We start from the raw sequence: 14,487 nt of genomic DNA, 5'->3' as shown, positions 1-14,487 counted from the left end.
TCTAAGAGATATGCCTATGAAACATATTCAGGTGCACATCACCGGATCGATTGTATCGTGAGAAATTTGTCCGAGAAGCTCAAACGCCCCTAAGGTTCATAATAAGTTGAGTTAAATCTTTTCTTAACGACTGCAGGGATACCAGCAGCCAAAGTAAAATCGGGAACGTCGTCTTTGACAAACGCTCCTCCACCAATCGTAGACCAACAACCAATATGGCGTTTCTCACGGACCGAAGCAGCGATACCAATATAAGCGCCTTCATCAATGGTTACATTACCGGCTACATTAACACCAGGAGATATAGTTACGAAATCACTAATTATTACATCATGACTGAGACTAACGCCTTGGTTAATAATAACATGCTGGCCGATCCTGATATTTCCAGATAAGATAGCCCCTTGAAAGATCATACTTCCTTCTCCGATGATGTTACTTTGAGAGATTCGAACACGGGGATGTATCAAAGGGGATGCAATACGGAATCCTGATTGGATGGTTTCATGAACGAATCTTTTTTTCAAACTCGTATCACCCACCCCGGCGCATACTAGCTCTACCTCGTTTTTTAATAGCTCAATATCAACCAAAGTTCCCAGAACGGGAACGCCATCGACAATCCGGCCTTTGAACTCAGGTCGTTCGTCTAAAAATCCCATTACTTGAACGTCTAATTCTTCGCATAACCAGTTAATCTCTCTGGCATGACCACCAGATCCCCAAATGACTAGTTTTCTCATCGGTTAGCTTCTCCCAAGTTTCCAAGAAATTTAGTAATTCTTCGAATCTTAACCTCATCCAGTTCCTCCCACAAGGGTAAGCTGACAATATGTTCGGCGGTATATTCGGTAACCTTCACGGATGCTCTGGGATAACCTTGGAATTGCTTATGTTGATGACATGCCGGGGAAAAGTAGGTTCTGGCTTCAATGGAGTTAGAGGATAACCTTTCGACTACTTCACTGTTGCTATGGGACTCTGGACTGAGGATGGAAATAAATTGATGAACAACAGATCCTTGTGATTTATGCATGGACCAGCCCTGTTCAAATAAACCTTCTTTGTCCAGTTCTTGAAGATACATTTCATAAATCGCCTTTCGATTCTCCTGTATGGAGGGGAATTGATCTAGAGTAGCTAAGGCAATAGCTGCGGTGTACTCTGACATCTTACTGTTTAACCCTTGGATAACGGACTCTCTGTTGCTGGAGAAGCCAAAATTCCCTGCTTGACGTATTCGCTTAATAAGCTCCTGGTCCATACTGTAGACCAATCCACCTTCTCCAATTCCGAATGATTTGGTGGCATGAAAGCTGAACACTACCGCTCCTCCGAAGCCTTTGCCAAAATGAGTGGCCTCCTCTAAGGTTTTAGTGCCAAAACTAGAAGCAGCATCAATAACTACTGGAACACCTTGCTGCATTAGCCTATTATATAACGATAAATCTATGGCTGTACCAAATGTGGCATAAGGAACAATAACCGCAACCTCATCTCCAAGCTGTTTGACGGTATGTTCTAATTGCTCCCTATTCATTTGTAAATTGTCCGGTTCAATGTCTAGGAAATAAGGTTCAAGTCCACACCATTGTGCGGCAAGGGGGGTGGCAGCAAAAGTGAAGCTTGGCATAATTGCATATTTTCCTTTGGAGCGCTTGGATTGAGAAATTGCTACCATAAGTCCGACAGTAGCATTATGAACGGTCACAGCGGAACCGGTCCCTCCGAACATTTCCGTAATGACACGTTCTTCAAATAGGTCGTTTAAGGGTCCATAATTAGAATAGATTCGGGTTGCCTCAATCTTCTCATAGTAAGTAAGAAATTGTTCTTTTTTTACTAAGTTAGGTCGTAAAAAGGGGATTTCAAACATGAACGGACCCTCCTTCATTTGTAACAATTAAATCTAAGATAGGAGTTTCTATAAGGTTGTTAATATCATTTCAATTCGCTTGATATCATTAAAAAATTGATGATGATCTTTTACACGATTAAGATAAGAATGGAGTGCAGCTTTATATAAATCATTTGTCTCTAGAAATCCATCATCTCTAGCGGCGATAATAATATCCAACCATTCAGAGAATACATTAGGACCAAGTGTTTGATTATTTTGATTAGGATGTATGCGGAAATAGCTTAGAGGTTCTGGAATATACACTGCTTTTCCTTTGGATAGTAAGTTTAACCAAGAGGCTAAATCATTGAGAAGAGAATACTGTTTTCCTGAATACACTCCAAATCGATCGATAAGATCGGCTTTTTTGAATAATACCGTTGTAGGTTCACCTATTACATTTAAGCAACGACTTAATGCAATATTTGCAAGCTGCTTACCGTCCATGATCCTTGTTTCTTGATATAACCTATTCGTTGCATAGAGAGGAGGGATAATTACACCTGATTCATTAATCGTTTGTCGGTATGAGGTAACCAGCGTAATGTTTTCAAATTCTCGAAAATAGCAGATCATCTTTGCAATTTTTTCTTTATGAAATACATCATCATCCATTAAGTAATTGATATATTCCCCGGATGCCAAGTTATAGCACTTATGCCAATTTTCAAGAAAAAGATTTTTTTCATTTTTGAAATATTTTATTTGAGGAAACGCATTTAAATAGGGAACTAGCATCTCTTGTACATTATTATTCGAGCTATCATCACAGATGACGATTTCTATATTCGGATAGGTCTGTTCGAGTACACTATCAATGGCGATTTGAAGCGTATGCGGTCGGTTATAAGCAGGTATTACTACACTCACTAAAGGGTATTTCACATGAATCCACCTTTCTAATTCGGCAATGTGGATTTTTTTCATTTGCTAACATACACATAAACACTCCCATATATATATTAATGAGGCATCGAAATGATGATAAAAATGTCTTCACAACTAGTAAAGGGGAATGTTCATGTCACTCGATTTCACTCCATTATTGACAGCTCATCTTTTTGTAGCTGATACGGTGTTAAAGAAAGAGCTTGAAAGGTTTGTAGAGAGAATGGAAGAAAGCCATATTACCGTAAATCAGTATGCAGCAGGCCATCCTTTACAAGAGACTTTTTTCCAAGGACCTCACATTTATATTTCTTTGGGTGAGGGTTGGGGCGCGTTTAGTGCTCTTATTGAATTGCCTAAGCATGAAAAAAAACGCTGGTTGCACTTTCATTCACCTAACGAAATTCAGCCTGAACATTTATTTTTCTGCTGGCTCAAAGCTACAGACCCTCTCCCAGAGAATCGGATGATTCCTCCAACTCGTTTTTCATCAGGCACACCCTTAATATCCGTATTTACTGCCGCCTACAGATCCAAAGAGAAAATTGATCGGCCTTATCAATCCTTATTGAAACAGACATATACAAATTGGGAATGGGTAATCGTAGATGATTCCGGTGATGATGATGAGACATATAGACAATATTTACTTCCACTAAATGACTATCGTGTTCGCAGATATCGTCAAGACTCACGTAATGGTTATATCGGGGCAAATAAAAGGTATGCTGCAGGGCTATGCAGAGGAGAAATATTAGTAGAAGTCGATCATGATGATGAGCTGACAGCTGAATGCCTTGAGAAAATCGTCAGTGCGTTTAAGCAAAATCCAGATTGTGGATTTGTATATGGGGATTGTGCCGAGGTGTTTGCAGAAAGTAACTATGCGCATTGGTACGGTTGGGACTGCGGCTTTGGTTACAGTATTCATTACCGGGTCTGGCTGCATGACATGAACCGCTGGCAAAATGCTCAGAAACATACAACTATTAACGGGAAGACCATTTCTCACCTTGTCGGTTTGCCTAATCACCCTCGTGCTTGGACAAGAGATTGCTACCATCTAATCGGAGGACATCGAGATGAATTATTGGTAGCAGATGATTACGACATGCTGGTACGTACATTTCTTTGTACTAAAATTGTACAGATCCCTGATTTGTTATACATCCAATATCGCAATGAACATGGGAATAATACCACTTTTTTAAGGAATAAACAGATTCAAATTCTGGTTCGGCAATTAAAGAGAGCATACAATCAAAGAATTACAATGAGATTAATCGAGCTTGATTTACCGGAAAAAATACCGTATAACCGCATATGGGAGACCTCCGTTAATGATCCTGCCCGGAAATCTGCACATGTGATTCATGAGGATTCTTCCCGTTACTCAATACTGTTTCCGATTCCATATAGTTGTCCTGAAGAGCACATCCAATTAATGAAAACACTCCAAAGGGCTGTTGAAAACAATTTTAGGAACACAGAGATAGTGGTTGTTGGAAGAATTCCGGAGGAAGTTGAAATCTATGCCTCTAAAGCTCCTACCGGTGCCATTCGATGGTGGCCGATGCAGCAAAAGGATTCACTCGAAACTTGTATACAATATGCCAAATACATTGCTTCGTGTAAGGAAAAGGTGGTTGTATTACCGTAAGCCGGAGCCTGTGTTTGGCGATATAAAGAATAACCGTGGTTTTAAGAGATCCCTACTTCATCGCTTACCAAAAGTAAGTATAGAGGTCGGGTGGCTTTCTCTTGCCCACAATCTACTAAAGAAGGCTTCAGTGAACGCAAAAAAAACACGAAGGAGCTAAGCATCTACAAACCGCTTAGCTCCTTCGTCCATTCGTATTTCAGTAATGTTTGGCACTTAGGTTATTCCAAAGATACTTTTGGGACAGCCCCATTAAAGTACACCATTAACTTGAATCCCTCAGGATCTATTATAACACTGTAGGTCCTTGAGGTCCTTGATCACCTTGTGGTCCTTGTACGCCTTGAGGCCCTTGATCACCTTGAGGTCCTTGATCACCTTGTGGTCCTTGATCACCTTGTGGTCCTTGTACGCCTTGAGGTCCTTGATCACCTTGTGGTCCTTGTACGCCTTGAGGTCCTTGATCACCTTGCGGTCCTTGATCTCCTTGTGGTCCTTGTACGCCTTGAGGTCCTTGATCTCCTTGTGGTCCTTGATCACCCTGTGGTCCTTGAACACCCTGTGGTCCTTGATCACCTTGCGGTCCTTGTACGCCTTGAGGTCCTTGTACGCCTTGTGGTCCTTGATCACCTTGCGGTCCTTGATCACCTTGTGGTCCTTGTACGCCTTGAGGTCCTTGATCACCTTGTGGTCCTTGATCACCTTGCGGTCCTTGATCACCTTGTGGTCCTTGTACGCCTTGAGATCCTTGATCACCTTGCGGTCCTTGGTCTCCTTGCGGTCCTTGAACACCCTGTGGTCCTTGATCACCTTGCGGTCCTTGTACGCCTTGAACTCCTTGAAGTCCTTGAACGCCTTGAGGTCCTTGGTCCCCTTGAGGTCCTTGTACACCTTGCGGTCCTTGGTCTCCTTGCGGTCCTTGGTCCCCTTGAAGTCCTTGGTCACCTTGCGGTCCTTGATCACCTTGCGGTCCTTGGTCTCCTTGCGGTCCTTGGTCCCCTTGAAGTCCTTGGTCACCTTGCGGTCCTTGATCACCTTGCGGTCCTTGTACGCCTTGAGGTCCTTGATCACCTTGCGGTCCTTGGTCCCCTTGAGGCCCTTGAGGTCCTTGGTCTCCTTGCGGTCCAGTATCACCCTGAGGGCCTGCGATCTCGGTTCCTAAAAGTTCATCAGAGACTAATCGATGGGCAGGCACGAATTCCCCAGCAGCATTTTTACCCCATACAGAAATTTGTGTTTCATTCTCAGCTGGTCCACTTATGGTAAAGACAAACTCTATTGCATCGAAATTAGCGAAATAGCTTCTAGATAATACTTCATTAGGACCTATGGTTACTAATTCTTGTACATATAATATTCTGGTACCATTTAAATGAAAGCCCTCGATAACAACATTAGAAAAATTTACAGGATCACGATTATCCAGTTTGATTAACACGGTTTGAGTGGACCTAACACCACTAACCGGATCATTAGCAATAGGTCCTGTTGATAGTACTGCCATTACGGCACTCCCTCCTTTCTGGAAAATACAGTTAATCAAGATTTCTTGTTAAACTGCTCTTTTTTATAATATGTTTCAACTATCTATTAAGAATGTGGTTATTACCCTGCATATATGTTGAATTTATGTTTCTGACTGCTCCTCTGCAACAACTCGTTGAACATCGATAATTGCACCACTTTCGTTTCTCCCCCAAACTGAAATCTCAGTGCTTATTTCAGCAAAACCGTCTGTGGTGAACACGAATTCATATGCATCAAAGTCTGCTCCAAAATTTCTCGTAATAACTTCATTGGGTGCAATAGATATTTCTTCTAGTACGTAGAGTGTTCTGAGACTGTTTAATTTGTAACCTTGAATATGAACAGAAGAAAAATTGATAGAATCACGGTTTACAATTTTGATAATAACCGTTTTAATTGTTCTGACACCACTAACAGGATCATTTGCAATGGGTCCTGTTGATAATACTGCCATTGAGCTATTCCCTCCTTTATTAAGTATTTTTCAAAAATTCAGATTTACAAATAAAAAATACAAAATTTAAAATTGGGAAAAGGTTAATAATTCCCCTTGTATTGTATTAATGATTGGTTTCATTTGATTGTTTGAATGCCCAAAAATTTTATATTGATTTAGCTATGATTTGATAGTTTTTGAGACTTCTAAATCCCTGCAAGATGCTCAAGAAAATTGGGATTAGCTCCACCACCCTTGCTTTTTTCGAAATATTAGTTATACTGATAAAAATTATTCAAGCATCGATGAGCGGGAGAGTAGTTAACGAGATCTAGTCCTCAGCGAGCCGGGAGAGTGTAAGCCGGTACAGATTCCTTTAATGAAGCGCACCCGTGAGATGGACTTCTGAATCTTAGTAGGAAGTCCCGGCTGAAGGCCGTTATCCCGTAAGGTGGCTGAACAACTTGTTCAGCAACGAGAGTGGTACCGCGAGCGCTAAAGCCCTCGTCTCTTTTGAGACGAGGGCTTTTTTGTATTTTCAAAGGAGGGTATACCATGTTAGATCAAATCATCAAAGACGGAATCAAGCACAGTGTACACCGTGTATTCAATACTTTAGGAGCTGACTATCCAGAGGACATTGCCATTCTGATCGAACAGCCAGCAAATCTAGAACATGGTGATTATTCATGTAATATCGCTATGCAGCTAGCCAAAACTCTACGTAAATCCCCAATGGTCATAGCAGAATTAGTGAAAGCAGAACTTCAATTCAAAGGGCGTTTCGCCGGTCTATTGCAAAAAGTTGAAGTCGCTGCTCCCGGATTTATCAATTTGTATATGAATTGGCAAAGCTGGGCTGAACATTCCTTTGAACTGCCTGCCAGCACTGGGGAAAAAGTCATCATCGAGCACACTTCTATCAACCCCAACAAAGCCGCTCATGTAGGTCATCTAAGAAACGCCTGTATTGGCGATACTCTAGTCAGAATTATGAAAAGAACTGGGTATAACGTAGAGGTCCATAACTACATTGATGATCTCGGCAATCAGCTGGCGGATACAGTTGTTGGATTATTAAATATACCTTTAGAAGGGGAACATCAACGTTTCGGTGATTTTTGCTGGGATCTTTATGCCAAAGTGAACAAAGAATATGCGCTGAACCCTGAGATGACACACAAGCGCACAGATATACTGCACTCCCTTGAACAAGGTGGCGGCAATGAAGCCTGGCTGGGCAACCTTGTAGCTGAACGTATCGTTAGAGAGCATGTAGAGGAAATGAAACATTTTGGGATTTATTATGATTTGCTGGTATGGGAGAGCAGTATTTTAAAAGAGGGATTTTGGGCAGCCGCAGCTGAGCTACTGAAGCAGACAGCCGTTTTTGTACAAGAGACTGAAGGTAAACTCGCAGGCTGCTGGGTGCTGAAGCAAGGAACAGAGGCTAACATTGGAGCGGATTCAGAGGAGCATCATCTCGATAAGGTGCTGGTGCGTTCGAATGGGATTTTAACGTATACAGCCAAAGATATTGCCTATCATCTCTGGAAATTTGGTCTTTTAACCAAAGATTTCTCCTATAGCGAATTCTCGTCCGGTTTATGGACAACAGGATTAACTGGAACCCAAGAGTCTTATGGGCAGGCGGACAGAGTCATCAATGTGATTGATTACAGACAGGAATATCCACAACAGATGGTTAAGCAAGCCTTAGGGGCACTAGGTTATAACGAGCAAGCAGACAAACTCCATCATGTGAGTTATGGTGTTGTATCTCTTAGTCCCGCCTCGGCTGCCGAGCTGGGTATAGATATTTCAGAAGGCAAATCTTCTTATGCTATGTCCGGACGACAGGGAATCGGGATTAAGGTAAGCGATCTGGTGGAACTCATGGAACAGAACATCGAACACTCACGTTCCGATAAAGACGGCCTCTCCAGCCGAATGATTGCCACTGCTGCGATTCGCTACTATCTGCTACGGTTTAATTTAGGAACGGAAATCGTGTTTGATTTCAAACAGGCTACCGAAATATCCGGCAATACCGGAGTTTATCTGATGTATACTTTTGCGCGTGCGACAAGCGTTTTGAGTAAAGCTACGATCCCAATCCTTACAGCTGCCGCACAGCTTCAGTTCCCTTCCAAGTTGGAAAAAGCAGAGCTTGCGCTGCTAAGACAGCTAAGCCTCTGGCCGGAGATATTACATTCAGCAAGTATAGAGTTAACGCCAAATACGCTCTGCACTTACGCCCATACCCTAGCTACCCTGTTCAACAACTTCTATTCTGTATGTCCAATTCTAAAAGGCGATTCAGCCACGATCGAATTCCGCCTCTGGCTCACTTCAAGATTCAAGGACATCTTGGGAGATGTGCTCGAAGTGCTTGGGTTACCGACACCGAGCCGAATGTAAAAAACACAAAAAAAGGGCAATCTCCGCGCTTAACGCGGAGATTGCCCTTCTATATATAATGTTACTTATAAATCTCTATCACATTTCCAGCTTCCGTGCTGAGACGGTCAAAGTCCGCACGCTTGATGCGAACACCACCGCTACGATAGCGGTTAGGTGTACCTTCTGTTTGCACTTCCGTACCGTTGATAGTAATTCGACTGATCTCACGACCTGTAAGATGATAGATAAAATCTACCTTAGTGCCTGCATATTCAAAGCTAAAGTGCATTCCATCCAGCGATTCCGGCAGAATCGGGTCAACAATTAAGTCTCCACCTTCCGTACGGATCCCCAGTGCATTCGAGATTAACTGGTTCATATAGATCCCAGGACCGCTGGAATAGATTCTCCAGCCACCTTTAACAGCTACGTCACCATTGCGCAGTTTATCGAAATTCTCCTGTGCCTCATAACGGGTGTTAAATTTACCATCCGAGCTACTGAAATAGGAGTTAGCTTGACGTAGTTCAGCGTTTGGCACCACATCGCGGATTCCGATCGGATTAATCGCTGCCAGACCCTTCCAGACCTGATCGGTTTTACCGAGCTTGGCCATAGCCTCTACATAACGGATATGTGCATGCACATACTGAAGTCCAATTTCCCGGCCAAAGTTAGCCGCTTGCTCCGCACGTTTGAAATGAGTGCTGACCCCGCCAACATATTGAGCTGGACGATTCATCAGACGTACACCGTCAGGGCAGAATAGTTTATCCTGAATGACATCATAGTGTGCTTCGGCCTGTTCCGGAGTAAGCAGCTCACTGATCATACTGCGCGTCATTGGCAGCAGACGGTACTGGATACCTGTTTCTGTGTCACTTGGGTGCACCATAAGCTTAATCTGCTCAGGGTCCTCCATATACAGGAAGCCAGGAATCACTTCGGATTGAAGCATATGAGTATGGAAATCCTTACGGATTCCTTCCACCATCGCCTTCAGTTCCTCTGCCTCAGCTTGATCAACTGAACGAAGTACCTCTGAGAACTGATTAAGTGTCTGATAGGTAAGCGCCACTGTCCAGCTGCTAACCATATACTGCTTCAGCTGTGGATTTGCAGGCTGGAGTGTATCATCCCAGTCTCCATCACCGTAAGAAGACAGATGTGTGTCATGCAGGAAATGATCCTTAATATAAGCAATTTCCTTCCGCGCATGATCCAGCAACGTCGCTTTTTCTTCTGTAAAGTCAAAGCTGTGCTTACGGGTATACGGCACTGTTGCTCCCAAGATGCTGTAATCCTGAGTTACTGCCAAGTAGTCTCCAAGCACCTTAAGCGGCCACACAATAATATCTCCATGGCTCTCTTCTTGTTGTATCTTCGTGTATTTATCAAACATGAACCATTGTGGCCAGTTGCCATCATCTTCATATTGATGACTATACAGCGTCAGCAAAATTTCACGAACCTGTTCGTATTTTTGCGTAGCCATGAAATATTCCACAGGTCCCTGACATACATCCCGTGTTCCCCAAGCAGCGCCACCATATTGCTCTAAACCATGTGGAACCGAATAGTGAACCAGCATGTTATGTGTGTACCACCAAGTCAGAGCGTTAACCTTAAACAGTTCACCTTCTGTTCCGTCCCCAAGCGTCAGGCGGAATCCATTCATCACACCAGCATAAAACGCGCGATAAGCAGAAATCTCTTCCTCAGCTGAACGATTTCTTGGAGCAAGTGACTTACCATCCAGAAGGCCTTGAATATTCAAGGTCCATTCACTGCTGGCAGACAGCTCCAGTACTGCTAACGGTGCTTCAGTTGGTTGAACAGGAGAGACAAGTCTACCTTCATCCTGCAGAGTTAACTCCGCACCCTGTACCTGTAATTTATACTGTAAGTCAGGATATTCACCAGCACTTAGTGCGCTTCTGTCAGCCGAGAAGATTACTGCTCCACCTTCTTGCTTAGCTTGATATGGAAGCTCGTATTCGTTAACGTTCATGGTGATTTGATTAGTGACTAAATAACGATAAGCTCGTCCGCTTTCCGAACGCACATTCAGGAATATCTCTGGCGAATCTTCGGTGGTGTAGTTCGTAATAATGAAGCATTCACCATCTGTTCTGTAATACCAACGAGCATAGTTGAAGCCAACCTCAAATAGAGAAGGCATGGTCAGCAAACGATATTCACCGTTCCACTCTACATAAATGCGTTGTCCTGAAGCTTTTGGAATGTTAAGCGCATTTCTTGGATTGGACATTAGCTTGTTGAAATTGGTATTTCCAATTACCACCTGGGAGTTAAAGATCCCGTACATATAAGAAGTTGTTGTGATGACCTTATCATTAAGTCGAGCGTTATCCCCACTCATCAGGATATGACCGTGTGGCCGTTCTACGCGCATTTCTTTCTCTTTTAATACTACGTGCTCATAATTCTCCGTGAAAAAGGAAAGTAGTGTGTCTCCTTCTCTCTCCTCCTGATAACGAACCGGAAACAAGACCTCGATCTCTTTCTCTGTCAGCGAATCTGCAGCCAGCGGTGCTCCCAGCTCCTTCGAGAAGAAAGAACGTTCAAGTGCTGCTTCAGCTTCTAAAGGTAAATCTTTAACAGCGTCCCAAGCCGCAGCAATATCATTAGCAAATTCTAGCGCAGTGATCGCTTCTGGATGATCTTGCTTAAACAATCCGTAGAACACAAACCGTGTTTCCCCGCTCAGCTTCACCCGTTCCGATTGCAGCGCAGTATATGCGAATTCATATTGATAGATTTCATTACTTAATTGCTCACGACCCAAGCTCTCTGGTTGGTTGGTTTCTTTATAGGACAGTCCAAAGAATTGAAAACCATCTGTTGAGAAGCTCGTTGCCTTGGTAAGTGAACCCTGTTGCAGATATGGGAATTTCCCGCCCTGTGGCTGATTCTGTCTAGAGCAAACAACGTACCCTTTGGATTGATCCTCAAATACCGCATGATCGATATACTGTGACAAGTAAGCTTCATTACTGCGGACAGCGGCGATATCAGCAATCCCTACATCCTGTCCGTACACGAGATCTACCTCTGCATTTTGTCCAGTAAGCTTCACATCCCAGAACCAAGTTCCTCCTGCAGTAGGGGTGAAAATAACTTGATATTCTATATTTTCCGCAGTACCTTCCCAAACCAAACGGTTTCCAGCCTTACGTACAGTGCTTGAAGAATGAATGCCAAGCAAAGGAATGGCTTGAATGTTTCCATCATTGTGCACTCGCAAATATAGATTGGATAATGAGCCGTCCACAATGCTTGGCAGCAATTGATTGATCATTGTCCGTTCGTAAAGGACTTGGAACAAGTCCCCGCTGTTTGTAAAAGTGAAGGATAGATCCCCGGCGTTTAAACGGATGTTAGTATTCAAATTAGTAGTCATATTTTACACTTCCTCCATTACGGCGTTACTGCCGTATATATTCTACTTATGCTAATGTTAAGCAAAAATCCCGTTCTTTAACCTCATTGCTGTTCGAACCGACGAATAATTTAAATCGTCCCGGATCACTGCTAAAGCTTAGATCGCTATGATAATAACGAAGCTGCTGTTCGGTAAGGGTAAAGGTCACTTCACGACTTTCCCCTGGTGAGAGGTTGATTTTGGCAAAATCTTTCAGTTCCTTCATTGGTCTGACGACCTCTCCGGAAATGTCTCGGATATACAGCTGCACTACCTCTTCCCCATCTACTTCTCCAGTATTGGTCACCGTAACTTTTATTTCAATAGGCTGATTTTCAGTCATGATATCACCGGACAGAATTGGTTCACTATAGCTAAATGTCGTATAGCATAGTCCAAAACCAAATGGCAAAAGCGGCTCATTAGGAATATCCAGATATTGCGAGACATAACGTTTGTCGGCACCCGGAGCATGAAGTGGGCGTCCAGTGTTGAAATGATTGTAATAGACTGGAATCTGCCCAACGGATACCGGGAAAGACATCGTTAATCTTCCTGAAGGATTCTCATCTCCATAAAGTAGACTGGCAATTGCCGCTCCGCCTTCACTGCCCGGGAACCAGGCTTCCAGAATAGCATCTGCATGCTCGTACACACCGGCCAAGTCTAGTGGACGTCCATTAAATAACACCACCACGATAGGCTTATTCAGCTGTTTCAGACGTTGTAAAAGCTCAAGCTGCGCTTCCGGCAAACGGATATCTGAACGGCTGCCCGCTTCTCCACTCATCTCTGAATGTTCACCAAGCGCCAGTACAATCACATCAGCTTGCTTAGCAGCCGCTTCCGCCTCCAGCCACTGTTCCTCTGTAAAGCTATCGACTCCAGAACCTTCTGCAACAGTAATCTTACCCGCACCTGCGCGAGCTTGAAGCGCCGGTGCAAGACGGCTTGCCTCTTCCGTTGAACCCAACCACGACCACGGTCCAAGAATATCTCCGCTAGTAGCAAACGGTCCAATTAGCGCAATCCGTTGCTCTGCAGCAAGCGGCAGAACCTGATCATTCTTGAGCAGTACGCAGGATTTAGCCGCCAACTCACGCGCCGCATTTCGATGATCTTCACAGAAGATTACCTCACGCTCTTTCTCGACGTCAGCTCCGCGGAACGGATGCTCGAACAAGCCCAATCTTTGCTTCAATTTCAAAATACGAAGCACAGCTTCATCAATAATCTTCTCATCTACTTGCCCATCTGCAACAAGCGCCGGAAGCTGATGAACGTAACAAGCCGTCATCATCTCGATGTCTACACCAGCTTTGATGGCTTTAAGTGCTGCCTCAGCCTCATCCTCGGCGACACCATGTGGGATCAGTTCCTTCACTGCACCCCAATCCGAAATCAATACGCCATCAAATCCCCATTCTTCACGAAGCAGCTGGCGAAGCAGCTTGACGTTGCCGCTTATCGGAATCCCATCAATCGTATTAAATGAAGTCATGACCATCTCTGCACCTTCATCCAGTGCTGCACGATAGGCCGGCAGATAATATTCACGCAGCTGCCGTTCCGATAAATCCACCGTATTATAATCACGACCGCCTTCGGATAGACCATAGGCAGCAAAGTGCTTAATACAAGCCGCCAGACGATCTACATCACCAGTCAAGTCGCTTCCTTGAAATCCGCGCACAAACGCACGGGCAAACCTACCATTCAAATATGGATCTTCTCCTGTAGATTCCATTACTCTTCCCCAACGCGGGTCCCGTACAAGATCCGCCATTGGCGCATAAGTAACGTGCACACCGGAGACTGCCGCTTCTTTAGCCGCAATCTCGGCGCTCAGCTCTGCGCGATCCATATCCCAAGAGCAGCCAATTGCCAGCGGGACCGGAAAAATCGTCTTGAAGCCATGCACAATATCCGCCATCATCAGCAAGGGAATGCCCAATCTATTTTTGCGTAAATGGGCTTCCTGAACCGCAATGACTTGCGCTGCACCTGATAGACCAAGTACAGAGCCGCTGCTCTCGATCATGTGGTCCGTAATTCCCATGGATGCCATAGGGCCAGTGATTTGTCCTCCATCCTCTGCCCCTTCATAGAAATTAGCGGCTAGCTGCTGCAATTGTGCAATCTTTTCTTCAAGCGTCATCTGGTTCAACAAGGTAGTCAGTTGCTGCTCATTCATTTCAAATCCTCCATTGTTCAATTCTGCCGATGCC

9 protein-coding genes and 1 other annotated feature are annotated in these 14,487 nt (G+C 44.0%); of the genes, 2 read left to right on the top strand and 7 right to left on the bottom strand.

What is annotated here, in order from left to right; translation table 11 throughout:
- Positions 1-89 precede the first annotated feature (89 nt).
- From MHH49_RS15860 to MHH49_RS15850, 3 genes are read right to left on the bottom strand one after another with little or no spacing between them, the layout of a single operon-like run.
- Complete coding sequence (locus MHH49_RS15860) at positions 90-743, bottom strand: acetyltransferase (RefSeq protein ID WP_076106018.1); 654 nt, start codon at positions 741-743, stop codon at positions 90-92.
- Positions 740-1,876: a DegT/DnrJ/EryC1/StrS family aminotransferase gene (locus MHH49_RS15855; protein WP_341070661.1), complete on the bottom strand. Its 1,137-nt coding sequence runs from the start codon at positions 1,874-1,876 to the stop codon at positions 740-742. The genes MHH49_RS15860 and MHH49_RS15855 overlap by 4 nt, the downstream gene beginning before the upstream one ends.
- 48 nt (positions 1,877-1,924) lie before the next feature.
- The gene (locus MHH49_RS15850) at positions 1,925-2,785 is read right to left on the bottom strand and encodes a glycosyltransferase family 2 protein (RefSeq protein WP_076099423.1); all 861 of its coding nucleotides are present in this window, start codon (positions 2,783-2,785) and stop codon (positions 1,925-1,927) included.
- 136 nt (positions 2,786-2,921) lie between these two features.
- Between MHH49_RS15850 and MHH49_RS15845 the strand changes: the two genes are divergently transcribed.
- The gene (locus MHH49_RS15845) at positions 2,922-4,448 is read left to right on the top strand and encodes a glycosyltransferase (protein ID WP_076099422.1); all 1,527 of its coding nucleotides are present in this window, start codon (positions 2,922-2,924) and stop codon (positions 4,446-4,448) included.
- A gap of 279 nt (positions 4,449-4,727) precedes the next feature.
- Here the strand turns inward: MHH49_RS15845 and MHH49_RS15840 are convergent, their stop codons facing one another.
- Positions 4,728-5,582, bottom strand: a complete 855-nt coding sequence (locus MHH49_RS15840) for a hypothetical protein (protein ID WP_341138257.1) — start codon at positions 5,580-5,582, stop codon at positions 4,728-4,730.
- A gap of 493 nt (positions 5,583-6,075) precedes the next feature.
- Positions 6,076-6,429, bottom strand: a complete 354-nt coding sequence (locus MHH49_RS15835; protein ID WP_076101005.1) for a hypothetical protein — start codon at positions 6,427-6,429, stop codon at positions 6,076-6,078.
- A gap of 278 nt (positions 6,430-6,707) precedes the next feature.
- Positions 6,708-6,926, top strand: a binding site (T-box leader).
- A gap of 40 nt (positions 6,927-6,966) precedes the next feature.
- Between MHH49_RS15835 and MHH49_RS15830 the strand changes: the two genes are divergently transcribed.
- On the top strand, positions 6,967-8,832 hold the full coding sequence (locus tag MHH49_RS15830; RefSeq protein WP_076101006.1) for an arginine--tRNA ligase: 1,866 nt from the start codon (positions 6,967-6,969) through the stop codon (positions 8,830-8,832).
- A 61-nt stretch (positions 8,833-8,893) separates the two neighbouring features.
- On the opposite strand, the gene MHH49_RS15825 is transcribed toward MHH49_RS15830, so the two are convergent.
- A complete protein-coding gene (locus MHH49_RS15825) occupies positions 8,894-12,238 on the bottom strand; it encodes a GH36-type glycosyl hydrolase domain-containing protein (protein WP_341138256.1) in 3,345 nt (1,114 codons plus the stop codon).
- A 46-nt stretch (positions 12,239-12,284) separates the two neighbouring features.
- Positions 12,285-14,453 (bottom strand): beta-glucosidase BglX, encoded by a 2,169-nt coding sequence (gene bglX, locus MHH49_RS15820; protein WP_341138255.1) that lies wholly within the window; start codon positions 14,451-14,453, stop codon positions 12,285-12,287.
- Between the last annotated feature and the right edge of the window lie 34 nt (positions 14,454-14,487).

The sequence above is a fragment of the Paenibacillus sp. FSL F4-0122 genome, assembly GCF_038002845.1.
GTDB classification, from domain to species: domain Bacteria; phylum Bacillota; class Bacilli; order Paenibacillales; family Paenibacillaceae; genus Paenibacillus_AQ; species Paenibacillus_AQ odorifer.
Note: the sequence above shows the minus strand (reverse complement) of the source record. Positions and strands in the feature narration are given on the sequence as shown.